General features: G+C 71.6%; 23 protein-coding genes and 1 pseudogene. 14 read left to right on the top strand and 10 right to left on the bottom strand.

The window, feature by feature from the left end; genetic code table 11:
• Window positions 1-3: 3 nt before the first annotated feature.
• Window positions 4-630 carry a DUF938 domain-containing protein gene (locus ASG32_RS16890; protein ID WP_056528334.1) on the bottom strand — a complete coding sequence of 209 codons (627 nt, stop codon included), beginning with the start codon at window positions 628-630 and terminating at the stop codon, window positions 4-6.
• A gap of 247 nt (window positions 631-877) precedes the next feature.
• Here ASG32_RS16890 and kaiC point away from each other — a divergent pair, with 247 nt between their 5' ends.
• Genes kaiC through ASG32_RS16870 form a run of 4 tightly spaced genes read left to right on the top strand, consistent with a single transcriptional unit; the run spans window position 878 to window position 4,972 of the window.
• Window positions 878-2,566, top strand: a complete 1,689-nt coding sequence (gene kaiC / locus ASG32_RS16885; RefSeq protein WP_199866130.1) for a circadian clock protein KaiC — start codon at window positions 878-880, stop codon at window positions 2,564-2,566.
• Window positions 2,563-2,904 (top strand): circadian clock KaiB family protein, encoded by a 342-nt coding sequence (locus tag ASG32_RS16880; RefSeq protein ID WP_056528328.1) that lies wholly within the window; start codon window positions 2,563-2,565, stop codon window positions 2,902-2,904. The genes kaiC and ASG32_RS16880 overlap by 4 nt, the downstream gene beginning before the upstream one ends.
• A 41-nt stretch (window positions 2,905-2,945) precedes the next feature.
• Window positions 2,946-3,218: a circadian clock KaiB family protein gene (locus ASG32_RS16875; protein ID WP_020096506.1), complete on the top strand. Its 273-nt coding sequence runs from the start codon at window positions 2,946-2,948 to the stop codon at window positions 3,216-3,218.
• The gene (locus ASG32_RS16870) at window positions 3,218-4,972 is read left to right on the top strand and encodes an ATP-binding protein (RefSeq protein ID WP_056528325.1); all 1,755 of its coding nucleotides are present in this window, start codon (window positions 3,218-3,220) and stop codon (window positions 4,970-4,972) included. The genes ASG32_RS16875 and ASG32_RS16870 overlap by 1 nt, the downstream gene beginning before the upstream one ends.
• A 9-nt stretch (window positions 4,973-4,981) precedes the next feature.
• On the opposite strand, the gene upp is transcribed toward ASG32_RS16870, so the two are convergent.
• The gene (gene upp / locus ASG32_RS16865; protein ID WP_020096508.1) at window positions 4,982-5,617 is read right to left on the bottom strand and encodes a uracil phosphoribosyltransferase; all 636 of its coding nucleotides are present in this window, start codon (window positions 5,615-5,617) and stop codon (window positions 4,982-4,984) included.
• A gap of 478 nt (window positions 5,618-6,095) precedes the next feature.
• On the opposite strand from upp, the pseudogene ASG32_RS16860 reads away from it, so the two are divergent.
• A pseudogene (locus tag ASG32_RS16860) lies at window positions 6,096-7,873 on the top strand (methyl-accepting chemotaxis protein).
• Between the two features lie 61 nt (window positions 7,874-7,934).
• Here the strand turns inward: ASG32_RS16860 and ASG32_RS16855 are convergent.
• Both ASG32_RS16855 and ASG32_RS16850 read right to left on the bottom strand, forming a co-directional pair.
• On the bottom strand, window positions 7,935-8,396 hold the full coding sequence (locus ASG32_RS16855) for a DUF2852 domain-containing protein (protein WP_026605002.1): 462 nt from the start codon (window positions 8,394-8,396) through the stop codon (window positions 7,935-7,937).
• Window positions 8,397-8,453: 57 nt separating this feature from the next.
• Window positions 8,454-9,131 carry a TetR/AcrR family transcriptional regulator gene (locus tag ASG32_RS16850; RefSeq protein WP_056528322.1) on the bottom strand — a complete coding sequence of 226 codons (678 nt, stop codon included), beginning with the start codon at window positions 9,129-9,131 and terminating at the stop codon, window positions 8,454-8,456.
• A 223-nt stretch (window positions 9,132-9,354) separates the two neighbouring features.
• Between ASG32_RS16850 and ASG32_RS16845 the strand changes: the two genes are divergently transcribed.
• From ASG32_RS16845 to ASG32_RS16835, 3 genes are all read left to right on the top strand, one after another.
• Window positions 9,355-9,669 carry a hypothetical protein gene (locus ASG32_RS16845; protein ID WP_020093604.1) on the top strand — a complete coding sequence of 105 codons (315 nt, stop codon included), beginning with the start codon at window positions 9,355-9,357 and terminating at the stop codon, window positions 9,667-9,669.
• Window positions 9,670-9,791: 122 nt separating this feature from the next.
• Window positions 9,792-10,199 carry a thioredoxin family protein gene (locus ASG32_RS16840; protein ID WP_056528319.1) on the top strand — a complete coding sequence of 136 codons (408 nt, stop codon included), beginning with the start codon at window positions 9,792-9,794 and terminating at the stop codon, window positions 10,197-10,199.
• Window positions 10,200-10,348: 149 nt separating this feature from the next.
• Complete coding sequence (locus tag ASG32_RS16835) at window positions 10,349-11,476, top strand: glycosyltransferase (RefSeq protein WP_348271894.1); 1,128 nt, start codon at window positions 10,349-10,351, stop codon at window positions 11,474-11,476.
• A gap of 5 nt (window positions 11,477-11,481) precedes the next feature.
• On the opposite strand, the gene ASG32_RS16830 is transcribed toward ASG32_RS16835, so the two are convergent.
• Both ASG32_RS16830 and ASG32_RS16825 read right to left on the bottom strand, forming a co-directional pair.
• Window positions 11,482-12,423 (bottom strand): helix-turn-helix domain-containing protein, encoded by a 942-nt coding sequence (locus tag ASG32_RS16830; protein ID WP_056528313.1) that lies wholly within the window; start codon window positions 12,421-12,423, stop codon window positions 11,482-11,484.
• 122 nt (window positions 12,424-12,545) lie between these two features.
• Entirely contained in the window at window positions 12,546-13,325 is a 780-nt protein-coding gene (locus ASG32_RS16825; RefSeq protein ID WP_056529249.1) for a zinc-ribbon domain-containing protein, read from the bottom strand.
• 181 nt (window positions 13,326-13,506) lie between these two features.
• Here ASG32_RS16825 and ftsE point away from each other — a divergent pair, with 181 nt between their 5' ends.
• The 3 genes from ftsE to ASG32_RS16810 all read left to right on the top strand — a co-directional run bounded on the left by ftsE (window position 13,507) and on the right by ASG32_RS16810 (window position 16,092).
• Window positions 13,507-14,199 (top strand): cell division ATP-binding protein FtsE, encoded by a 693-nt coding sequence (ftsE, locus tag ASG32_RS16820; RefSeq protein WP_020093599.1) that lies wholly within the window; start codon window positions 13,507-13,509, stop codon window positions 14,197-14,199.
• Entirely contained in the window at window positions 14,196-15,164 is a 969-nt protein-coding gene (locus ASG32_RS16815; protein WP_082557920.1) for an ABC transporter permease, read from the top strand. Before ftsE ends, ASG32_RS16815 begins: the two co-directional genes overlap by 4 nt.
• Window positions 15,165-15,315: 151 nt before the next feature.
• Window positions 15,316-16,092, top strand: a complete 777-nt coding sequence (locus ASG32_RS16810) for a YdcF family protein (RefSeq protein ID WP_056528310.1) — start codon at window positions 15,316-15,318, stop codon at window positions 16,090-16,092.
• A 26-nt stretch (window positions 16,093-16,118) separates the two neighbouring features.
• Here ASG32_RS16810 and ASG32_RS16805 read toward each other — a convergent pair whose 3' ends face one another.
• The 3 genes from ASG32_RS16805 to ASG32_RS16795 form a co-directional block, all read right to left on the bottom strand.
• Window positions 16,119-16,445, bottom strand: a complete 327-nt coding sequence (locus ASG32_RS16805) for a hypothetical protein (RefSeq protein WP_020093596.1) — start codon at window positions 16,443-16,445, stop codon at window positions 16,119-16,121.
• Window positions 16,445-16,912, bottom strand: a complete 468-nt coding sequence (gene ptsN, locus ASG32_RS16800) for a PTS IIA-like nitrogen regulatory protein PtsN (RefSeq protein ID WP_020093595.1) — start codon at window positions 16,910-16,912, stop codon at window positions 16,445-16,447. Before ptsN ends, ASG32_RS16805 begins: the two co-directional genes overlap by 1 nt.
• A gap of 144 nt (window positions 16,913-17,056) precedes the next feature.
• Window positions 17,057-17,650, bottom strand: coding sequence for an HPF/RaiA family ribosome-associated protein (locus ASG32_RS16795; protein ID WP_026605000.1), 594 nt, complete (start codon window positions 17,648-17,650; stop codon window positions 17,057-17,059).
• A gap of 167 nt (window positions 17,651-17,817) precedes the next feature.
• Between ASG32_RS16795 and ASG32_RS16790 the strand changes: the two genes are divergently transcribed.
• From ASG32_RS16790 to ASG32_RS34525, 3 genes are all read left to right on the top strand, one after another.
• Complete coding sequence (locus ASG32_RS16790; protein ID WP_056528307.1) at window positions 17,818-19,386, top strand: glucan biosynthesis protein D; 1,569 nt, start codon at window positions 17,818-17,820, stop codon at window positions 19,384-19,386.
• Between the two features lie 52 nt (window positions 19,387-19,438).
• Entirely contained in the window at window positions 19,439-21,598 is a 2,160-nt protein-coding gene (gene mdoH / locus ASG32_RS16785) for a glucans biosynthesis glucosyltransferase MdoH (RefSeq protein ID WP_199866129.1), read from the top strand.
• 185 nt (window positions 21,599-21,783) lie between these two features.
• Window positions 21,784-21,951 carry a hypothetical protein gene (locus tag ASG32_RS34525; RefSeq protein ID WP_020093591.1) on the top strand — a complete coding sequence of 56 codons (168 nt, stop codon included), beginning with the start codon at window positions 21,784-21,786 and terminating at the stop codon, window positions 21,949-21,951.
• Window positions 21,952-21,974: 23 nt separating this feature from the next.
• On the opposite strand, the gene ASG32_RS16780 is transcribed toward ASG32_RS34525, so the two are convergent.
• Window positions 21,975-22,175, bottom strand: a complete 201-nt coding sequence (locus ASG32_RS16780; RefSeq protein ID WP_020093590.1) for a hypothetical protein — start codon at window positions 22,173-22,175, stop codon at window positions 21,975-21,977.
• Window positions 22,176-22,344: the final 169 nt, after the last annotated feature.

Raw genomic sequence — 22,344 nt, 5'->3', positions numbered from 1 at the left:
CGCTCACCTGTCCGCGCGGCCGAAGATCAGGCTCAGATTGTTGGCGGGCATGGCCACGCGGCGGACCAGGCCGAGCCCGTGTTGGGCCGCTTCCGCCGCGACGGCGTCGAGGTCCCGCACGCCCCAGGCCGGATCCCGCGCGCGTAAGGAGGCGTCGAAGGCGGCGTTGCTCTCCGCGAACGGCCGGTCCGCCTCGCGGAACGGCCCGTACAGGAACAGGACGCCGCCCGCGCTCAGGACGCGGCCGGCGCCCGCCATCAAACCCTCGGTGGCGGCCCAGGGCGCGATGTGGATCATGTTGATGCACACGATCCCGTCGACCCGCGCGACGGGCCACGCCGCGGCGGCGGCGTCGAGCGCGAGCGGCGGCCGGATATTGGCGAGCCCGGCCCGGAGCGCGTGCGCGGCGATGCTGCGCCGGGCGGCGGGTTCGGGATCGCTCGGCAGCCAGTCCAGGCCCGGCAGGGCCGCGGCGACGTGGACCGCGTGCTCACCGGAGCCGCTGGCGATCTCCAGAACGGTGCCGCTGTCGGGCAGGATCTCGCGGAGCACGGCCAGGATCGCGTCGCGGTTGCGCGCGACGGCCGGCGCCGTCAGGGCCTCGGTGACGTCGACGTCCCAGCCGAGCATGGAGGCCCTCCATCGATCTGCGCAGTCCGTCGACGGGATGGCGGCCGGACGCGTCACGCACCCATATTGCGCGGGCGGACCCGTTGCCATACCGCATTCCACCGGTGTTCCGCCCGTTCGACGCGCTGTTCGCGCCAGCCTCCGCGTCTCTCGCGGTGCGAACCGTCCCGATCGGCCCGGCAGGGTTGAGAGCGCCGCCCCACTTCCGGACTTGCCGTCCTCCGAGACGTCCAGGGATTCGCCCATCGTGCCCGACCCGCAAGCCGCCCGGACACTGCCCAAGGTCGCGACCGGCATCACCGGTTTCGACGACCTGACCCATGGCGGTCTGCCGGCCGGGCGGCCGACGCTCATCTGCGGCGCCGCGGGCTGCGGCAAGACGCTGTTCGCCACGACCTTCCTGGTCAACGGCGCGACGCTCTACGGCGAGCCCGGCGTGTTCATGAGCTTCGAGGAGCGGGCCGAGGATCTGGCGGCGAACGTCGCGTCGCTCGGCTACGACCTCGACGGTCTCGTCGCCGCGGGCCATCTCGCCATCGACCACGTGCGCGTGGAGCGGAGCGAGATCGAGGAGACCGGAGAGTACGACCTCGAGGGCCTGTTCATCCGCCTCGGCTTCGCGGTGGACTCGATCGGGGCCAAGCGCGTCGTCCTCGACACGATCGAGACACTGTTCGCGGGCTTCACCGATCCGACCCTGCTCCGCGCCGAGCTGCGCCGCCTGTTCTGCTGGATCAAGGATCGCGGCCTGACCGCGATCATCACGGGCGAGCGCGGCGACGGGCCGCTCACCCGCCAGGGCCTGGAGGAGTACGTCTCCGACTGCGTCGTGCTGCTCGACAACCGCGTCGAGGACCAGATCACCACGCGACGGTTGCGCGTCGTCAAGTATCGAGGCTCCGCTCACGGCACCAACGAGTACCCGTTCCTGATCGATCACGCGGGGATCAGCGTCCTGCCGGTGACGTCGGCGGATCTCGTCTACGGGGTGCCCGACGGCATCCTCTCGACGGGGATCGCCGGGCTCGACGCCATGCTGGGACCGCGGGGCTTCCATCGCGGCTCCGGGATCCTGATCTCCGGCGAGGCCGGGACCGGGAAGAGCATGCTCGCCGCCTCGATCCTCGACGCGGCCTGCCGGCGCGGCGAGCGCTGCATGGCCTTCGTGTTCGAGGAGAGCGGTGCCCAGATCATCCGCAACGCGCGCTCGATCGGGCTCGACCTCGCCGCGCACGTGGCGAGCGGCCGCCTCCGCTTCGAGGCCGCGCGGCCGAGCCTGTTCGGTCTGGAGACGCATCTCGCGCGGATGCACCGCGACCTCGACCAGTTCCGGCCGGACGTGGTGGTGCTCGACCCGATCTCGGCCCTGCGCGGGTCGTCGGGCGAGCTGCAGGCGACGCTCCTGCGCATGATCGACCTGATCAAGACCCGCGGCATCACGGCGATCTTCACGACCCTCCGCGGCGACGGCTCCCTGATCGAGGACAACGATCTCGGCGTGTCCTCTCTGATGGATGCCTGGATCAAGCTCCAGAACATGGAGGCGAACGGCGAGCGGACGCGGACCCTCTACGTCATCAAGGCGCGGGGTATGAGCCACTCCAACCAGATCCGCGAATTTCTGATGTCGTCGGACGGGATCCAGTTGGTGGATGCCTATATTGGTCCTTCAGGTGTTCTCACCGGCACCGCGCGCCTGGTTCAGGAGGCTCAGGAACGCGCGGCCGCGCAGCAGCACCGGGACGCGACCGAGCGCCGGCTCCGGGATATGGCGCGCCGACGCTCCGCCTTGGAGCGTCAGATCGAGGAGCTCAGGGCCGGTCTCGAGGCGGCCGTGGACGAGGAGGAGAGCCTGCGTACCGAGGACGCGGCGCGGGGCGTCACGCTCGCGGCGGAGCAGCAGGCGTTGAGCGCACGACGGAGTGCCGCGGAATGAGCGATACGACATCGGACGACCAAGCACCCGAGACGGATCCCGATCGCGATTCCGGCCACTATCACCTGCGCCTCTACGTCGCCGGGCAGACGGCCAAGTCTCTCGCTGCCCTGAGCAACCTGAAGCGGTTCTGCGAGGAGCACCTGGCCGGCCATTACGACATCGAGGTCATCGACCTCATGAAGAACCCGCAGCTCGCCGCCGGCGATCAGATCCTCGCGATCCCGACCCTCGTGCGCCGGCTGCCGTCGCCCCTCAAGCGGATCATCGGCGACCTGTCGAACACCGAGAAGGTTCTGGTCGGCCTCGACATCCGTCCCAAGGCCGACCGGCCTTGAACGCGGCCGCCTCGTCTCCGACGGACGCGGAGCACGTCCGGTTGCGGCTGTTCGTGGCCGGAACCGCGTCGCGCTCGCTGCGCGCGGTCGAAGTGCTGCGCCGCATCTGCGAGGCCCACTTCCCGGGCCGCTACGAGCTGGAGATCGTCGACATCTATCAGCAACCCGACCTTGCCGAGCGCGACGGGATCCTCGCCGCGCCCACACTCCTGAGACTGGCGCCGGGGCCGGAACGGCGCCTCTCGGGCGACCTCCTGGATGAGGGCCGCGTGCTGCGCAGCCTCGAGATCGCGTCCGCCGCGGAGCCGCTCTGATGGGTGTGGACGCTCTGCTGCCCGGCGACGAGCCCGGGCTCGACGCCTATCGCGCCCATATCCGCGAACTCGAGGCGCGGCTGGAGGAGAGCGAGGAGACCCTCGCGGCCATCCGCCGGGGCGATTTCGACGCCGTCGTGGTGGAGGGGCCGAACCACGAGCGCCTCGTCTACACGCTCGAGAACGCGGACCTGCCCTACCGGGCACTTATCGAGCAGATGCAGGAAGGCGCGTTCACGTTGGCGCTGGACGGGACGCTGCTCTACTGCAACCGGCGGCTGGCCGAGATGCTCGGCGAGCCGCAGGAGCGCCTGACCGGCCGCGCGCTCCGGAATTTCGTCCACGCGGACGTCGACCTCGGGCGCCTGATCCGGCACGCGATGGACGGGCCCGTCCGCGAGGAGATCGCGCTGCGCGCGGCGGCGGGATCGGAGAGCGCGACCTTCCTGTCGCTCAGCCGCTTCGCCTGCCAGGGCGATCAGCCGCTCCTCTGCGGGATCCTGACGGACCTGACCGAGCAGCGACGCAATATGCAGGCGTTGGCGGAGGCCCATGCCAAACTCCAGTCCGAGAGCGCCGAGCGCGAGCGCGTGGAGGAGGCGCTGCGGCAGTCGCAGAAGCTCGAGGCGGTGGGGCAGCTGACCGGCGGCGTCGCCCACGACTTCAACAACCTGCTGACGGTGATCAAATCCTCCACCGACCTGCTCAAGCGGCCGGACCTGCCGGAGGAGCGCCGTCGCCGTTACGTCGAGGCGATCTCCGATACCGTCGACCGCGCCGCCAAGCTGACCGGCCAGCTCCTCGCCTTCGCGCGCCGTCAGGCCCTGCGGCCCGAGGTTTTCGAGGTGGGCGCCTCGCTGCGGGCCGTGGCGGAGATGCTGGATTCGGTCACCGGCGCGCGCATCAGCGTTCTGGCAGAGATCCCCGCCACACCCTGCTACATCCGCGCCGACCTCAGCCAGTTCGAGACCGCGCTGATCAACATGGCGGTGAACGCCCGCGACGCGATGGGCGGTGAGGGCACCCTCACCCTGAAGCTATCCGGCGACCGGCCGATGCCGGCGATCCGCGGTCACGCGGGGTCGCGCAGCACCTTCGCGGCGGTGTCGCTGTCCGACACCGGCATCGGCATTCCGTCAGACGTGCTGCCGCGCATCTTCGAACCGTTCTTCACCACCAAGGACATCGGCAAGGGCACCGGGCTCGGGCTGTCCCAGGTCTTCGGCTTCGCCAAGCAGTCCGGGGGCGACGTCGACGTGTCCAGCAGCCCGGGCCACGGCACGACCTTCACGCTCTACCTGCCGCAGGCGGAGTACGCGCCGGACATGTCCGTCACGCCGCGGAGCGAGGAGAGCGGGCTCGACGGCGCCAGCCTCTGCGTGCTGGTGGTCGAGGACAACATCGAGGTCGGCCGCTTCGCCACGCAGATCCTGGAAGATCTCGGGCACAAGACCGTCTGGGCGACCAATGCCGAGGAGGCGCTCGTCGAGATCGAGAGGATCCCCTTCCGTTTCGACGCCGTCTTCTCCGACGTCGTGATGCCCGGCATGGGCGGTATCGCGCTGGCCCGCGAGCTGCAGCGGCGCCTGCCCGACCTGCCGGTGGTCCTCACCTCCGGCTACAGCCACGTGCTGGCGCAGGAGGGCGTCCACGGCTTCGACCTGATCCAGAAGCCCTACTCGGTGGATCAGCTCTCGCAGACCCTCCGCAAGGTCGTCGGCAAGAGCCGCGCCGGAGCCCGGCGGCGGCGCTGAGGCCGGCTCCTAGCGGGTGCCGTACATCCGGTCGCCGGCGTCGCCGAGGCCCGGGACGATGTAGCCGTGGTCGTTCAGGTGGCTGTCGATCGCCGCGGTCCAGACCGGCACGTCCGGATGGGCGGCCTGGAACTTGGCGAGGCCCTCCGGCGCCGCAAGCAGGCAGACGAAGCGGAGGTCGGAGGCGCCCCGGGCCTTGAGGCGGTCGAGGGCCGCGATCGCCGAGTTGGCGGTCGCCAGCATCGGATCCAGCACCAGCACCGTCCGGTCGGCCAGATCGGACGGCGCCTTGAAGTAGTACTCCACGGCTTCCAGCGTCTCGGGATCCCGGTAGAGCCCGATATGCGCGACGCGGGCCGACGGGACCAGCGACAGCATGCCGTCGAGAAAGCCCACTCCGGCGCGGAGGATCGGCGCGAGCACCAGTTTCTTGCCCTGGATCTGCTGCCCCTGCATCGGCTGGAGGGGCGTCTCGATGGTGACGGGCTCCAGCGGGAGGTCACGGGTCACCTCGTAGGCCAGGAGCATCCCGATCTCGTTGAGGATCTGCCGGAAGCCCTTGGTCGAGCGGTTCTTGTCCCGCAGATGGGTCAGCTTGTGCTGCACCAGCGGGTGATCGACCACGGTGACCCGAGCCGTCGACATGCCCCGAACCCTCCCCTTGCGGTTGAGGAGCAATGCAGGAGCGAAGGCCGGGGTGCAACTCGTCCCGGTGATCCCGGCGGAAGGCCGGATCGACGGAGGTCCGTGAGGACTCGGGTAGGCATCGCGGCCGGGCGCGGAATCCTCTCGGAAGGATGGGGGCTCGGTCGGCGCGGACCGTCGCGTGCGGGTCCGGCACAAGCGTCACTTGTCTCGTCGCGGTCAACGCTTTCGTCTGGATAAGAGAGATTTTCGGGCAAACCGGATACCCGAACCTGCGCGACGGTTGACCTTTATCTCATATGATGATGTAATTTTGTTCGGTTAATTATGTATTTCTGAAGTATTTTTACAAGTCAAAATCATTCTATGATTTTTTTAAGGCGCGGGTTGCGCGAGATCCCGAAGTGGCTAGATGCAGTCGCTTGCGTCGGACCGCCCGATGCGACCGTCCCGCACTCGGATCTGGCCGAGGATCGTCATGCGCGCATCCATTCCACTCAAAGCAATCCTGGCCCTTCTCTTCGCGGGACTTGCCCTGATCTCCGCGGCGCAAGGCGGTCTGTCCCTCCGTCAGCTGGCCGGGATCGGGCAGGCTGCGACGGCGCTGGCCAGGGACTGGGTGCCCTCCCTCGAGAAGGTCGGCGCGATCGAAGTGGCGGCCTCCGAGGTGCGCATCAAGCAGTACCGGCTCATCCTGCTGTCGGATACGCCGGAGCACCGGGACGCCAATGAGGCCGCCCTGGCGAACACGCACGCGCGGCTGCGCGACGCGCGCCGGGCTTACGAACCGCTGATCACCACCGCCGAGGAGCGGCAGCACTACGAGGCGTTCGGCGCGTCCTGGACCCGATTCGCGGAGGTGGATCGGGACGTGCGGCGCCTCGTGGAGGCGGGGCGGCAGACGGAGGCGACCGCGCTGCTGATCCGGCCCGACGTCGTGGCACTGTACGACGGCGCCCGGGCGGCCCTGGCCCGTCTGGCGGACCACGACGAGAAAGCGGCGCAGCAGGACGCGGACGCGGCGATGACCCGGGTCGAGACCGCCTCCGCCGCGGCCGTCGCCAGCATCGGCCTCGCGCTGGTGTCCGCCCTGGCGGCGGCGATCTTCGGCCTCCTCTACATCTCGCGGCCGATCGCCGCGATGACCGCCGCGATGACCCGGCTGGCGCGGGGTGAGGCCGGCACTGAGGTCCCGTTCCGGCACCGACGCGACGAGATCGGCGCCATGGCGGCGGCCGTGCAGGTGTTCAAGGACAACCTGATCCGCACCCGGCAGCTSGAGGCCGAGGCCGAGGCGGCCCGGCAGGACGCGGMGCGTCAGCGCGGCCTCGCGATGCGGCAGGTCGCCGACCGCTTCGCCGACGCCGTCGGCGGGATCGTCGCGCAGGTCTCGACGGCGGCGGCATCGTTGCAGGCCACGGCCCGCGGCATGACGGAGACCGCGGCCGAGACCGCGGGGCAGTCGACCACCGTCGCGGCCGCGGCAGCAACGTCGGCACCGTGGCGGCGGCGGCCGAGGAACTCGGCGCCTCCGTGCAGGAGATCGGCCGGCAGGTCGACGGCTCGGCCGGCCTCGCGCGGGCGGCGGTCGCGGAGGCCGACCGGACCGGCGCGCTGGTCCGGGACCTGAGCGAGGCCGTGGCGCGGATCGGCGACGTGGTCGGGCTGATCTCGACCATCGCGGGCCAGACCAACCTSCTGGCGCTCAACGCCACGATCGAGGCGGCGCGCGCGGGCGCAGCCGGGCGCGGCTTCGCGGTGGTGGCCACGGAGGTGAAGGCGCTGGCCGAGCAGACCGCCCGGGCCACGGARGAGATCGCGGGCCAGATCGGGCGGGTGCAGGCCTCGACCGGGCAGGCCGTCGCGGCGATCGGGACGATCACGGCCCGGATCCGGGACATCGACGGCGTGGCGACCACGATCGCGGCGGCGGTGGTGCAGGCCTCGACCGGGCAGGCCGTCGCGGCGATCGGGACGATCACGGCCCGGATCCGGGACATCGACGGCGTGGCGACCACGATCGCGGCGGCGGTAGAGCAGCAGGGCGCGGCGACCCACGAGATCGTCCGCAACGTCGGGCAGGCCGCGGCCGGCACCGGCGAGGTGACCCGCAGCATCGTCAGCGTCGCGGGGGCCGTCGAGAAGACCGGTCAGGCCGCCGGGCAGGTTCTGGCCGAGGCGTCGCGGCTCTCGGAGCAGTCCGAGCACCTGAACGGCGAGGTGGCGCGGTTCCTCGATCGCGTCCGCGCGGCCTGAGACGGCACGCGGCGTTCAGGGGTGCGTCCGGGCCGATGAGCCCGGACGCCGCGTCGCAGGATCAGACCGCGCGGCCGCCACCCTCGGTCCGGCGCTTGGCCATGAACGCGTCGAACTGCTCGCGGTCCCGGGCACGCTTCAGCTCCTCCACGAAGTCCGAGAAGGCGCGGCTCTCTTCCTCGAGGGCGCGGCGCTGCGCCTCGAGGCGGTCGAGCTCGGCCCGGCGGTACTCGTCGAAGGCGGCGTTCCCGCTACCGCCGCGGCGGTTCGCGGCCTCGAAAGCGCGGGCGAAGCGCGACGCGGGGCGCCCACCCTCGAATCCCGACACCGTCCGGCGCGCGGCGTCCCGCATCTCGGCGAAGGCCGGGTAGCCCGCGAATTTCCAGGCCACGAGCGCGAGGCCGATCGGCCACCAGTAGATGAAGCCCACCACGATCGCGCCGATCTCCAGCGACCGACGCGGGAACGGGCCGGACCGGCAGAGCCTGCCGGTCGCCCAGGGAGAGGAGGATTGAGAGGTCACGGCTGTGCTCCGCTGTTCATGTGAACGCGGTTAACATGCGGGTCCGGCGGGGGCCTTTCAAGGCCGCACACCGCCGCCGTCGCGCTCGCCGGGGCGCCCCGCCCCGTGGACCAGAGCGAGGACTCCGGCCCGCAGCAACTCGTACTTGTCGGGGAAGCCGGGGCCACGCGGCAGATGGCCGGCGGCCGAGAGGGTGGCGAGGCCGTGCGCGAGGGCCCAGACCTCCAAGGCGATGAAGCGGGGCGCCACGCCCCCGAACCCGTCCGCGAAGGTCGCCTGCAGCGCTTCCACCAGCAGGTCGAAGGGACTCGGCCGCGCCTCCGCACCGGGGGCGCCGGGCGGCGCGTCGGGATCGGCCCCGCCGGCGGGCGCCCCGCGGGTCTCGAAGATCGCCGCATAGTAGGCCGGCTCCTCCTCGGCGAAGGCGAGATAGGTCTCACCCATCCGGGTGAACCGCTCCAGCGGCGTCCCGCGCGACGTCAGGGCCCGCGCCAGACGCGCGGCGAGCTCCGCGAAGCCGCGCCCGGCCAGCTCCTCCAGGAGCGCCTCGCGGCCGCGGAAATGGCGGTACAAGGCGGCCGGCGTCACGCCGACGAGCCGCGCCGCGTCGACCAGGGTGAAGCCGCCGATCCCGCGCTCGGCGATGAACCGGCGCGCGGCCTCCAGCAGGGCCTCCTTCAGGTTGCCGTGATGGTAGCTCCGCCGGTCGTCCGGCCCGTCCCGCCAGGGTCGCAAGATCTCATATCCTTCGCGCGCCTATTACACCACACCGGACCTCTACGCCCCTGTCGAGTCCGAAGACCAACGAAGTCGGTTTTTCCGAGGTCGGCCTCTGCATGACCGGTGAACACGACGGTTGTTTCAGGCGCATGGGGCGACGCTTGACCGCCCCCGGAAAACTGTAACAGTGTTACACATCCGCAGCGGGGCTTCCACGGCAGGACAACGAGCATCGCGCATGGCTTTCGTGAGCCTCAAGGCGTGGCGGGCCCGCTCGGCGGAGCGCGCCGCAATCGCGGCGCGCCTGAAGCAGGATCTGCGGACGGCCCTCGGCCTCGGCGAGGCCGACACGCTGGCGGTCAACGAGATCGCCTGCGCCGATCCGGGCTGCCCCGACATGGAGACGATCGTGCTGGTGATGCGCGCCGGCGCGCCCACGCGGGCCCTGAAGATCCGGCGCCCGATCGACGCGGTGGATCCCGACGACATCGCGGCGCTCGTGGCGGAGGACCGGTCGTCCGACGCGCCGCCGTCCGGCGTCTCGACAATGTGATCCGGCGCGGGGGCTTTCCGTCTTTGGGGCGCACAGGTCACAGGGACGGAGCCGGGTGCGCGACGTAGCATCCCGCCACCAGCAGCCCCCGCGCCGACGGGGTCGCGGGAGGATCGCACACCATGATGAGCCGTCGTCACGTCCTCGCGCTCGTCGGCCTCGCCCTCGCCGGCCCGGCCCTGCTCGGGGTCCCGACCGCTGCCCTGGCGGGCGAGACCCGGCCGTTCTCGGACGCGGCCTTCGAGGCCGCGCAGAAGGGCGGGAAGCCGGTGCTGATCGCGGTCAGCGCCCCGTGGTGCCCGATCTGCCGGACGCAGAAGCCGATCCTCGCGAAACTCGCGGCCGAGCCGCGTTTCAAGGATCTCCAGATCTTCGACATCGACTTCGACAGCCAGAAGGAGCTGCTGCGCCGCCTGAACGTGCGGATGCAGAGCACGCTGATCGCCTACAAGGGCGCGACCGAGGTCGGCCGCTCGGTCGGCGAGACCCAGTCGGAATGGATCGAGGGCCTCGTCGAGAAGACCCTCTGACCGACGGCGCGTCGCCGGATCTCCCCGGTCCGGTCCCGTTCAGGGAAGCTCCGGCATAAGCCCGATCCAGACCCGCACGACGGGTACGGCGGAGATGATCACCGGTGTCGAGCCCCCCTTTGTCAGACGTCCCGGGTCCCGATGCGATCGTGGCGGTGCCCGTGCGCAACGAGGAGGAGCGGATCGCCGCGTGCCTGCGGGCGATCGACGCCCAGGAGGGTGCCGAATCGGGGCGCGTCGGGCTCGTGCTGTTCCTGAACAACTGCACGGACGGCACCGAGGCCCTCGTCACCGCGCTGGTGCCGACGCTGTCGATCCCGGTCCGGGTGTCCGTCGAGAATTTTTCCGGCGCCCATGCCGGATGGGCCCGGCGCCGGGCCATGGACGCCGCCGCCGCCTGGCTGGGTGATGCGGGGAATGCGGGGATCATTTTGTCGACCGACGCCGACAGCCGGGTCCCGCCCAACTGGGTGGCGCGCAATCGCGAGGCGATCGAGGCCGGGGCCGACGCTGTGGCCGGCCGGGTCGAGCTCGACGCGGCGGAGGCGGCGCTGCTGCCGCCCTCGCTCCCCGCCCGCGGCCGGCTGGAGGACACCTACGACGCCCTGATCACCGAGGCCGAGGCGCGGATCGATCCCGATCCGAACGACCCCTGGCCCTGCCACCGGACCGCGATCGGCGCGACCCTCGCGGTGACCCGCAGCGCGTACCTCGCCGTCGGCGGCATGCCCGAGATCCCGCTCGGCGAGGACGGCGCCTTCATCGCTCGGCTGCTGGAACACGGGCTGCGGGTCCGGCACGCCACCGACGTCTGCGTGACCATCTCGGCCCGCCTCGCCGGGCGCGCGCCGGGCGGCGTGGCGGACACGATCCGCTCCCGCTGCGAGGAGCCCGACGCGCTCTGCGATGCCCGGATGGAGACCTTCCCGCGCGCCGTGCGGCGCTACCTCTGGCGGCGGCGATTCCGCCAGATGCACGGGCGCGGGGCGCTCGCGCGGAGCGACGGCTGGGCGCGGGCGATCGGCATCGTTCCGCCGGAGGCGCGGCGCATCGCGTCCCTCCCGCTGGGTCAGGCCATCGCGGAGGCGGAGCGCGCCAGCCCGCGCCTCGCCTACCGCCCGATCGGCCCGCGCCAGCTGCCCGGGCAGATCCGGATCGCGCGGGTCGGCGTCGTCGCGATCCGCCTCGGCCTGGGGGTGATCGGCGTGGCGCAGCGGCTCGCGGGCGCGGTCGCGCCCGGGCGGACGGTCTCCGACCCGCGCGGCAGCCGCATCTGACTCCGTCAGGGGCGGCGTTCCAGCACGTCCCGAGGTGCCACGCCGAACCGGCGGCGGAAGGCGCGGCTGAAGGTGGCCGCGTCGGTGAAGCCGCAGCTCGTCATCACCGACCCGATCCGCGTGCCGCCGCGGAGCCGCTTGTAGGCCCGGTCGAGCCGGGCGTCGCGGATCTTCGCCGCCACGCCCTCGTCGCCGGTGAAAGCCGCGTAGAGGCGGCTTCGCGAGACCCGCAGAGCCGTCGGCAGCGATTCCGGCCCGAAGGCGGGATCGTGCAGTCGGCGCTCGATATGGGCGAGGGCCAGGGCCCGCACGGCGTCCCCGGACAGCTCGTCGCCGGCCGTCTCGCCTTGGCGGTCGGCCAGGGCGCGCAGCAGGTGCAGGACGCCCTCGAGGGCGATGCCGGCTTCCGCCTCCGACATACCGCCGACCGTCTCGGAGAACGACCGCAGATAGGTCGCGAACAGCCCGCTGAGCGGCGTCGCGCGGAGACCGCGCCCGGCGAAGGCGTGCACGCTGCCGACCTGGCTCACGAAGGCGGCGCGCGGCACCTGGAGGCGGATCTCCTCGTAGGAATCGCGGCTGCCGATCGCGAAGGGCTGGTCCATGGCATGGACTGCGATGTCGCCGGCGCCCAGCACGGCGCCGCTGTTGCCCTGCTCGATGTAGCCGCTGCCCTGGACGAGGAGCACGATCGCGATGTCGTCGCGCCCGTCCCGGCGCACGTGCTGCGTCGTGCGCTCGACCCCGATCGGTTTGCTCAGGGTGTGCAGGATCGCGCCGTGACGGGTGATCGCGAGCCGGCGGCCCGCCGCGAACGGGATGTCGGGTGCCAGCGGCGTCGCGTCGACGCGCGCCAGTGCCGTGCTGCGCCAGTAGTCGAAGGCGCGCTTCTGATCGACCGAGTCGGTCGTCTCGACGACGATGGGAACGGTTTCGCGAACACTCAAGGCACGGCGATCCCATGCGCCGACGTCGGCCGACGCTCACGCCCGCAACGGGAGCGCCGTCGAGAAGGTTGCCGATCCGCGGGAGAGGCGCAACCTGAGCTAATGACCGGCGCGGACCCGCCTCACCGATCCGCCGCCGCCACCCGAGGGTCGGAGCGGGTCGCGGACGCGTCGGCGAAACGCAGCACCACCGCGCGCCCAGCGGCCGGCGGCGACGGCAGGCTCGCGCGGAATCGCGCGGTCTCGGTCGCGGCGAGGATCGTCCGCGGCGGCGCGACCGTGAAGGTCTTGATCGTCCGACCGCCGGCGTCGCGGATCTCGACGCTCAGCGGCGCGACGGGCGCGTCCGAGCGCGCGACGCCGACGAGGTCGCCCTCGACGACGAGTTCCGCGGGACTGTCGTCCTCGGCCGGGTTGTTGAAGGCGACGACGTCGCGGATCTCGATCCCGCGCACGTTCACCGGCAGGCCGATGCGCGCGAACAGGGAGGCGGTCTGCGGGACGGCCCGGACCACGCTGGTCCGGGCGAGGCAGACGAGCGGGATCGCCGCCAGGAGTGTCAGGCCGAGAGCCAGCGACGGGGTCAGACCCGGGATCGCGCGGCGCGCCTTCCCGGCGGCCTTCCCGGCGGCGGACTTGCGCTTGGCGGACCGTCGGGATTCGGGCGCCGGAACGTCGGTCGCATTCCGCACCGAGGCAGTCGCCTCCTCCCAGGCCGCGTCCGCCAGGGGATCGGTCTCGGCCTGCGCGGCGAGCTCCGCCTCGTGGCCGGCGAGAACGTCGGCGGGCGAGATGAACCACGTCTCGCGGCAGGCGGCACAGCGGACCGAACGGCCCTCCATGCCGACCTTGCTGGCGTCGATGCGATATTCGCTCGCGCAGCTCGGGCAGGCGATCAGCATCCGCGCCATACTCGCATCGATCGGCCGCGACCGGGCCGGACTGTGAATTGCTTGAAGAAGTGTGCCCGAACAGGGTTAAGGGGCCGTGAAATTCCCGAGGCCTTGAAAACGCCCGCCGCTCCGGCGATTCCCGAGGGACGGACAGACGAGATACGGCACGGCTTTGAACCTACAGGCGAGCATGAAGAGCCTGCTGCCCGGCGCGGAGCGGCCGGTGGTGCAGTTCGAGAATGTCGGCATGCGCTACGGCCTCGGGCCGGAGGTGCTGTCCGACGTGAGCTTCCGCATCGCGCCGCGCTCCTTCCAGTTCCTGACCGGCCCGTCCGGCGCCGGGAAGACGACGCTGCTGCGCCTGATCCTTCTGTCGGTGCGGCCGACCCGCGGGCTCGTCTCGATCTTCGGCGAGGAGGTGAGCGACATTTCCGCGAAGGCGCTGACCGGGCTCCGGCGCCGGATGGGCGTGGTGTTCCAGGATTTCCGGCTCCTCGACCACCTGACCACCTACGAGAACGTCGCACTGCCCCTGCGCGTCCAGGGCCGGGCCGAGGCCAGTTACCGGGCCGAGGTGGTGGAACTGCTGCGCTGGGTCGGCCTCGGCGAGCGCATGCACGCCCTGCCCCCGCTGCTCTCGGGCGGCGAGAAGCAGCGCGCGGCCATCGCCCGCGCGCTGATCGCGCGGCCCGACCTGCTGCTCGCGGACGAGCCGACCGGCAACGTCGATCCGGGCCTCGGGCGGCGGCTGCTGCGCCTGTTCCTGGAGCTGAACAAGCTCGGGACCTCGGTCATCATCGCCACCCACGATTTCGGCATCATGGACGCCGTCGATGCCCGCCGGATGGTCCTGGGCGAAGGCCGGCTGCGGATCGAGGAATGAGCACTCAGGCGATGCCGCGGACAAAGGCCGGTGGATCGGCCGTGCCGCCCGACCCGTCGATGCCGGCCAACTTGCGCCGCAACGCGCCGCTGGTGCCCACCGACACGGCGGCGGGGCGCTCCCTCGCGGCGGTCATCGCGATCCTCACCTTCCTCGCCGGCCTCTGCGCGGGCGCGGCCGAGATGGTCGCGACCAACGCCGCCCAGTGGCAGGGCGACGTGGCGCGGGAGGTCACGATCCAGGTCCGGCCCGGTCCCGGCCGCGACGTCGACGCCGACGTCGCGCGCGCCGACGGCATCGCCAAGGCCGAACCCGGGATCGCGGAGACGCGGGTGTTCAGCAAGGCCGAGGCGGAGCGCCTGCTCGAGCCGTGGCTCGGGACCGGGCTCGACCTGTCCGACCTGCCGGTGCCGCGGCTCATCGCCCTCAAGCTCTCCAGCAGCCAGGCGGCCGACCTGAAGCGGCTGCGATCACGCCTTGTCGAGGCGCTGCCGGGCGTCGCCAGCCTCGACGACCACGCGCTCTGGCTGCAGCGGCTCTCGACCGCCGCCAACGCCTTCGTGGGGATCGGGATCGGGCTCGTGCTGCTCGTCCTGATCGCCACCGGCCTCGCGGTGACCTTCGCGACACGCGGCGCCATGGCGAGCAACCGCGAGGTGGTGGAAGTGCTGCATTTCGTCGGCGCCGACGACGACTACATCGCCCGCGCGTTCCAGCGGCGGTTCTTCGGCCTGGGCCTGCGCGGCGGCGCGATCGGCGCCGGTCTGGCCCTCGTGGCCTTCGTGATCGCCGGGCTCCTCGCCCGGGCCGCGCGCTCCGGACCGGCCGGTCAGGAGGTCGAGGCGCTGTTCGGCGCGTTCCATATCGGCCTGCGCGGCTACGCCAGCGTGATCCTGATCGGCGTGATCGCGTCCCTCGTCACGGCCGTCGTCTCGCGCGTGACCGTGCGGCGCTTCCTGGCCTGATCCCTGCTGCGTCACGAAGACGTGGAAATAGGGGGTCTTCCGAGCGCGTTTACCATCTGGAAACTTTATCGTTGCGGTGTGGAAACAGCCGACCGCGCCGGCCTCCGAGCCGCCGCAATCGGCGCCGATTCTCCGGAGGATGACCACGCGTATGCTGCGCGCATCGGATCCGCCCTCGACCGACGCCGTCGGCTGGGCCTGGCACGAGTGGGGTCTCCCGCGCCGCGCCGCCGCGCGCCCGCGCGACCGGCGGCGGATCGCGCTCTGGACCTGCGGCCTCGGCGCCGGGCTCGGGATGCTGGCCCTGTTCGCGGGCTTTCTCGTGTTCGTCGGCGCGCTCGCCCGCCAGGAGCGGACGCCGACCGACCGGGCCGACGGGATCGTCGCGCTGACCGGCGGTGCCCAGCGGATCGGCGACGCGATCGACCTGCTCGCGGGCGGCTACGGGCGGCGCCTGCTCATCACCGGGGTCAACGAGCGGACCAGCCGCGACGAGATCGCCCGGCTGAACCCGACCCAGCGCGCCCTGATCGCCTGCTGCGTGGATCTCGACTACCGGGCGCGCAACACGATCGGGAACGCCATCGAGACGCGCCGCTGGATGCGCGCGCACCGGTTCAGCACCGTCGCGGTCGTGACCTCGAACTACCACATGCCGCGGACGCTGGTCGAACTCGACCACGCCCTCCAGGACAGCGACCGCGTCCTGCCGCATCCGGTCGTGAGCGAGGCCTTCGATGCCGATCGCTGGTGGCAGAACCCGCCGGCCGCGCGCCTCCTGGCCTCCGAGTACATGAAGTTCCTGGTCAGCTGGGTCCGCACGCGCTTCGAGGCGGATCCCGAGCGCTCCCGCGCGGCGATCCTGATCGGGCGCGGCAAGCCGGTGAAGATGGTGGCCGAGCCGCTCATGCTCCGCGGCGTGGATTGAGGGCGCGGCGAGCGCCACGCCCGCCCCTACAGCCCCTTGCAGCGGGCTTTGATCGCGGCCGAGAACTCGCGGTCCGACCCCTGGACCTGGGCGAGGCGCTCGCCGCGCTCCGAACCGGACAGGCAGCGGCCGTAGACGCTCGCCACGCGGCGCATCGTCTCCACGTGGCGCCGCCAGACGCGGCAGTTCTTGGCGTCGTCCCCGTCCGCCTGCTCGAGCTGCTCGAGGGCCTGGCGCTGCATCGACTGCGCCACCAGGACGTCGCGCGCGCAGGTGGTCTCGCCCTGGGCGGCGGCGCCGGAGATGCCGGCCGCGAGGGTCAGGGCGGCGGCCGTTCGGAAGCTCTGGATCATCACGCGGCCTGCGGTGCCGTCGAGCGCGTCAGGAGCGCGTAGAGCGCGCCGGCGTCCCGGGCGGCGCGGATATGCGCGAGCATGCCCGGCTCGCGCAGGATGCGGGCGACCTGCGCCAGGGCCTTCAGGTGATCGGCGCCGGCGCCCTCGGGCGCGAGCAGCAGGAAGGCGATGTCCACGGGCTGCCCGTCGAGCGCCTCGAAGTCCACCGGCCGGTCGAAGCGCGCGAACAGCCCGAAGAGACGGTCGAGACCGGGCAGCTTGCCGTGCGGGATCGCCACGCCGTCGCCGATGCCGGTCGACCCGAGCCGCTCGCGCTGGAGCAGCGTGTCGAAGACGGGGCGCTCGCCGAGGGCGGGCAGGCGCCGCGCCGCCTGCGCGGCGAGGTCTTGCAGCACCTGCTTCTTGGCGCGGGCGCGCAGGGCCGGCACGACCGAGTCGGGGTCGAGGAATTCCAGAACTGGCATCGAACGACCGTTGCCCCGTCGCCCGTTCGCGAGGAAGCGGGCCTCGTCGCAGGGGCATCGACGACCGTTCCGGCCGCGCCCCCACCAGATTCAATAAGCGGGGAAACCAGCCGGTTCCGGCTCCGTTCCTCCCGACCCGCGGCGTCACTCGGTGGCGTTCGGCGGGTCCACCCAGCCGATCGCTCCGTCGCTCCGCCGATATACGACGTTGACGCGGCCGGTGCCAGCGTGGACGAACACAACCACTGGGGATCCCGTCATGTCGAGGGCCGTCACCGCTTCGCCGATGGTGCGGCGCTGGAGGGTCTTGGTGCTCTCGGCGACGATCGGCGGGTGGGCGTCGCCCTCGGCGGCGTCGTCCTCCTCCACCTCCGGGGCGGCGAACACCGCGTAGGCGGCCTCGACCGCCGCGTCGTCGCCCGGGCCCGTCGCGTGCTGCTTCAGCTTGTGCTTGTAGCGCCGCAGACGGGTCTCCAGGCGCTCCGCGGTCTGCTCGAAGCTCGACCGCGCGTCGTGCGCGAAGCCGTTGGCCTCGATCGTCAGGCCGGAGACGAGGTGCAGGACGCAATCCGTCCGGAAGGCTGTGCCGTCGCGCCGGAGCGTGACGTGGCCGTTGCAGGAATCGTGCATGTGCGAGTCGAGATACTTCGCCTGGATCGCCGACATCCGTTCCTCGACGCGGCCGCGCAGACTCTCGCCGAGATCCACGCCGTGGCCAGTCACTCGCAACGATCCCATGCTGCCTCCCCCGTTCCGATGCAGTCGGCCGAATTAGAGAGCCGGCTCGGGTTAAGTCAACGGAGCCCCTTGCGGTTCAAGCGCTTGCTTAACGCTGGGTTCAGCCGGCCTGTCCGTATACACGGGGCCTCCCGCACCTTGCCTTGCGACGTGAGACGACCGCCTGCATGATGATCGACCCCGGATTCTCCGCCACCGCGACACGCCGCGCCGTCCTGGGGGGCGCGCTCGGCGCTGCCGCGGGCCTGCTCCCGGCAGTCGCGCGGGCGGCCGACCCGGAGAAGGCCCCGGCCCTGCCCGGCGCCGGCGAGGCATTCGCGGCGGGCACGCTGACCGACCTCGCCCGCGCCCGGGCCGCCGCCCCCTACGCTGCCCCGAAGACCGGCGACGTGCCGACGGTTCTCAAGAACCTCTCCCGCGAGGCCTACGAGGCGATCCGTCCCGCGGAGGGCCGCGCGGTCTGGGCCGACCGGAATGCCGGCTACGTCCTGGAGCCGCTGCTGCGCGGCTCGATCTTCGAGACGCCGGTGTCGCTGTTCGTAGTGGAGAACGGCGTGGTGCAGCCGGTCGGGTACGACAAGTCCGCCATCGCGGCGCCGGGCCTCGACCTGCCCGACCTGACCGCCGACACCGCCTTCTCGGGCTTCCGCCTGCGCGCCCGGTTCGACGGCGCCGACGGGCTGTCGAACTTCGCCCTGTTCCAGGGCGCCTCGTTCTTCCGCCTCGTCGCCGAGGGCCAGGATTTCGGCATCAACGCCCGGGCGCTCGCCCTGCGGCCGGCGGATTCCCGCGGCGAGGAATTCCCGCTGTTCCGGGCCCTGTTCGTCGAGGCGCCGCGGGCGGGCCAGCCGTTCATCGTCCACGCCCTCGCGGAATCGGAATCGGCGACCGCGGCCTTCAAGATCACGCTGACGCCGGGCCGCGACGTCTCCACGGCGCAGATCGACGGGACGGTCTTCGCCCGCGCCGAACTCGACCATATCGGTCTCGGCGGCATGCAGGGCAGCTACCTGTTCGGGCCCCTCGACCGGAACCGCGTGGACGACCTGCGCGCCGCGGCCTTCTCGGTGGAGGGCCTGGCGATCCACAACGGCTACGGCGAACCGATCTGGCGCCCGGTTCACAATCCCGAGGCGCTGCAGGTCTCGGCCTTCGTGGATCGCGGGCCCAAGGGCTTCGGCCTCATGCAGCGCGCCCGCGCCTACGACGATTTCGAGGACGACCGGCGCCACTGGGAGCAGCGACCGTCCCTCTGGCTGGAGCCCCTCGACGACTGGAACGAGGGCGCGGTCACGCTGCTGGAGATCCCGAGCGATTCCGAGCTCAACGAGAACGTCTTCGCCTACTGGCGGCCCAAGGCGAAGCTCGCGAAGGGCGCGGAGATGCGCTTCCAGTGCCGGCAGCACTGGTCCAAGGGCTGGCCGGACCCGCTGCCGCCGGAGATCGCCCGGGTGCGCGACAGCCGCTGCGGTCACGGCAGCACGGGGAACCGCCGGCTCTTCGCCGTCGATTTCGAGGGCGACGCGCTGTTCCAGCCCGGCGACATCGATGTCGACCTCGGCGCTTCGGCCGGGACTATCACGCGTCAGGAACGGTTTCGGTACCCCGATCGTAAGACGCTGCGGATCCTGTTCGAGCTCGATCCGGGGAGCGAGCGCGCGAGCGAGCTGCGTCTCGCGCTCCGGCGCGGCCAGGCCCGAGCCAGCGAGACCTGGCTGTTTCGCTGGACACCCTGAACCCCGACCCGATTGCTGAGGAACGGCCTCCCCCGTGCGACTGGACGAGACCATGATGTTGCCGCCAGCGACGGACGCCGGTTCCGGGCGCGAGACCGTGACCGACGGCGGCCGTTATCTGCCGCCCGAGGCTCCCCTGTCGATGCCCGTGCAGGATCTGGCGCGCTGGGATCCGGGGCTCGGTCACCGGCCGGAGCGCCGAGTCCGGACGCCCTGGCCTGAGCGGATCCTGGTGTTCGGCGGCGCCCTGGCGCTCACGGCCTTCGGCGGCTGGCAGATGGTGGAGACCGTGTCGGTCTCGGGCAGCCCGACCGCGCTCCAGCTCGTGCTGGTCGTCCTGTTCTGCCTGACCTTCTCGTGGATCGCGCTCGCCTTCACCAGCGCGGTGCTCGGCTTCGCGACGCTGCTGCGCCGGTCCCGGCCGGCGCCGAACCCGGCCGCGCTGCGCACACGGACCGCGGTCCTGATGCCCGTCTACAACGAGGCGACGGCCCGCACCTTCGCGGGCATCGAGGCCATGCGCGAGGCGGTCGAGGCGACCGGGCTGGGCGATCATTTCGACTGGTTCGTCCTGTCGGACTCCACCCAGCCCGATGCCTGGATCGCCGAGGAGCGGGCCTATCTCGACCTGCGCGGCCGGCTCGGCCCCGAGGCCCGGCTCTACTACCGGCACCGGCCGAAGAACCATCACCGCAAGGCCGGGAACATCGGCGATTTCGTCACCCGCTGGGGCGAGCGCTACGACCACATGCTCGTACTGGACGCCGACAGCCTGATGAGCGGATCTGCCGTCGTGGCGCTCGCGGCCGCCATGGAGGCGGACCCGGACGCCGGGATCATCCAGACGCTGCCGCTGATCATCAACCGCAACACCCTGTTCGCCCGGCTCCAGCAATTCGCGGCCCGGATCTACGGCCCGGTGATCGCCGCCGGCCTCGCCGCGTGGTCGGGCCGGGACGGCAACTACTGGGGTCACAACGCGATCATCCGGACCCGCGCCTTCGCGGATTCCTGCGGCCTTCCGGACCTGCCCGGGAAACCGCCTTTCGGCGGACACATCCTGTCCCACGACTTCGTCGAGGCGGCCCTGATCCGCCGGGCGGGCTGGGCGGTGTACATGCTCCATCGCCTGCCGGGCTCGTACGAGGAGAGCCCGCCCTCGCTGATCGACGTGGCGGTGCGCGACCGGCGCTGGGCCCAGGGCAATCTCCAGCACGCGCGGGTGATCGGCGCCGCCGGGCTGCATCCCGCGACGCGGCAGCACTTCGCCACCGGCATCGCCGGCTACCTCGCCTCACCGCTGTGGCTGCTGCAGCTGGTGGTCGGTATCCTGCTGGTGCTCCAGACGGCCACGGAGCGGCCGGACTATTTCGGCGGCGCCGGCTTCTCGCCGGTCTTCCCGCGCTTCGATCCGGTCCGCGCGCTCCAGCTGTTCGGCCTCACCATGGCGGTGCTGCTGGCACCCAAGTTCCTCGGCCTGATCCTGGCGCTGCTGGACGGCCCGGTGCGGCGCGCCTGCGGCGGCGCCGGACGGCTCGTCCTGTCGAGCCTCGTCGAGATCCTGCTGTCCGCCCTGGTGGCGCCGGTGGCGATGGTGATCCAGTCGGGCTCCGTGATGGGCATCCTGCTCGGACGGGACACGGGATGGAACCCGCAGCGGCGGGACGACGGCTCGATCCCGCTGCGCGACATCGTCGTCCGCCATCGCTGGCACACGCTGCTGGGGCTGGTGGCAGGCGTCGCCGCCTTCGCGATCGCCACCTCGCTGTTCCTCTGGATGAGCCCGACGATCCTGGGTCTCGTTCTGGCGATCCCGATCTCCTGGGCGAGCGGCCAGCTCGGGCTCGGCCTGGCGCTCAAGCGACGCCTGCTCCTCGCTACGCCGGAAGAGGCCACCCCGCCGGAGATCGCGGTCCGCGCCGCGTCCCTCGCGGCCCGCAACGCGGAGCACGGGTTCGACGAGACGGATGCCCTCGCGGCCCTACACGCCGATCCCGACCTCGCGCGTGACCACACGCGGATGCTGCCCCTCGGACAGCGGCGGCCCCGGGGCGCGATCGATCCGGACCAGACCCTGGCCACCGCCAAGATCTGCGAGGCCGAGACGGTGGCGGAGGCGCAGGCGTGGCTCTCGCCGAAAGAGCGGATGGCGCTCCTGCACGACCGGGCCCTGGTCGACCGTCTCGTCCGCCTCGACGCGCGCGAACGGTGATCGCGGTCCGTCCGCCCGCCGAGTGACGGGTCGCGGCGCGCGCCCGAGATCGCTCAGCGCCGCTCGCGAAGACGTGTCGGTGCGCCCCGATCGCGAGGTCCACCGAGGCCGCCAGCCGGACCGAGCCGTGAGAAGTGATTAACCATTCGGGTCCTAGATTCGCGCATCGTCATTCGGATCCGGTCATGACCCTCCTGTTCGTGTTCCTGCTCCTGCCGCTCGCGGTGGCCATCGTTCTGGCCCGCGGCGAGCCGATCCGCACCATCAGCTGCCTCGGCGCGATGGGCGTTGGCTGCGTCATCGCCGCCACGAGTCTCGTGAGCCTCGTGCGCCACCGGATCCGGACGACCTGACACCGGACCGGAGCAAGCTACCGTCAGAGAAACCCGACCTGACGCGGGCCGCCGCCCAGGCTGCGCCCCGCACGGGAGACGAGCTGGGAGAAGGCCAGGGCCGCCGCCGTGGCCTGGGCGCGGGACGGGAAGCTGCGTCGCGATTCGAGAACGGGCTCGTCAGTCTCGTTGACGAGAACCCAGGACCACAGCGACCGGCTACGCTCTCGTATCTCGAATTGCACGGGCGCCTCCCTGTCCGGGACATGCGAAGCGAAAGACTTGCATCCGCGGGTGACATCCGGATGACATTATTTCGCGACCGTCAAGGCGCGCCGGCCGCCGCGAACTTCCACTGAAGACTATTGTCTTCGCCGAAGGAGCGCGATGAGATCGATGCGTCAGCATCGTGCC

The sequence above is a fragment of the Methylobacterium sp. Leaf361 genome, from assembly GCF_001424445.1.
Classification (GTDB): domain Bacteria; phylum Pseudomonadota; class Alphaproteobacteria; order Rhizobiales; family Beijerinckiaceae; genus Methylobacterium.
This window is presented reverse-complemented; position numbering and strand designations above follow the sequence as displayed.

Excerpts from the sequence above, each read along its gene's own strand:
- ASG32_RS16890 (WP_056528334.1), bottom strand. The coding sequence starts at position 630 with ATGCTCGGCTGGGACGTCGACGTCACCGAGGCCCTGACGGCGCCGGCC.
- ASG32_RS16880 (WP_056528328.1), top strand. The coding sequence starts at position 2,563 with ATGAGCGATACGACATCGGACGACCAAGCACCCGAGACGGATCCCGAT.
- ASG32_RS16870 (WP_056528325.1), top strand. The coding sequence starts at position 3,218 with ATGGGTGTGGACGCTCTGCTGCCCGGCGACGAGCCCGGGCTCGACGCC.
- upp (WP_020096508.1), bottom strand. The coding sequence starts at position 5,617 with ATGTCGACGGCTCGGGTCACCGTGGTCGATCACCCGCTGGTGCAGCAC.
- ASG32_RS16845 (WP_020093604.1), top strand. The coding sequence starts at position 9,355 with ATGGCTTTCGTGAGCCTCAAGGCGTGGCGGGCCCGCTCGGCGGAGCGC.
- ASG32_RS16840 (WP_056528319.1), top strand. The coding sequence starts at position 9,792 with ATGATGAGCCGTCGTCACGTCCTCGCGCTCGTCGGCCTCGCCCTCGCC.
- ASG32_RS16825 (WP_056529249.1), bottom strand. The coding sequence starts at position 13,325 with ATGCTGATCGCCTGCCCGAGCTGCGCGAGCGAATATCGCATCGACGCC.
- ftsE (WP_020093599.1), top strand. The coding sequence starts at position 13,507 with ATGAAGAGCCTGCTGCCCGGCGCGGAGCGGCCGGTGGTGCAGTTCGAG.
- ASG32_RS16815 (WP_082557920.1), top strand. The coding sequence starts at position 14,196 with ATGAGCACTCAGGCGATGCCGCGGACAAAGGCCGGTGGATCGGCCGTG.
- ASG32_RS16810 (WP_056528310.1), top strand. The coding sequence starts at position 15,316 with ATGCTGCGCGCATCGGATCCGCCCTCGACCGACGCCGTCGGCTGGGCC.
- ASG32_RS16805 (WP_020093596.1), bottom strand. The coding sequence starts at position 16,445 with ATGATCCAGAGCTTCCGAACGGCCGCCGCCCTGACCCTCGCGGCCGGC.
- ptsN (WP_020093595.1), bottom strand. The coding sequence starts at position 16,912 with ATGCCAGTTCTGGAATTCCTCGACCCCGACTCGGTCGTGCCGGCCCTG.
- ASG32_RS16795 (WP_026605000.1), bottom strand. The coding sequence starts at position 17,650 with ATGGGATCGTTGCGAGTGACTGGCCACGGCGTGGATCTCGGCGAGAGT.
- ASG32_RS16790 (WP_056528307.1), top strand. The coding sequence starts at position 17,818 with ATGATGATCGACCCCGGATTCTCCGCCACCGCGACACGCCGCGCCGTC.
- mdoH (WP_199866129.1), top strand. The coding sequence starts at position 19,439 with ATGATGTTGCCGCCAGCGACGGACGCCGGTTCCGGGCGCGAGACCGTG.
- ASG32_RS34525 (WP_020093591.1), top strand. The coding sequence starts at position 21,784 with ATGACCCTCCTGTTCGTGTTCCTGCTCCTGCCGCTCGCGGTGGCCATC.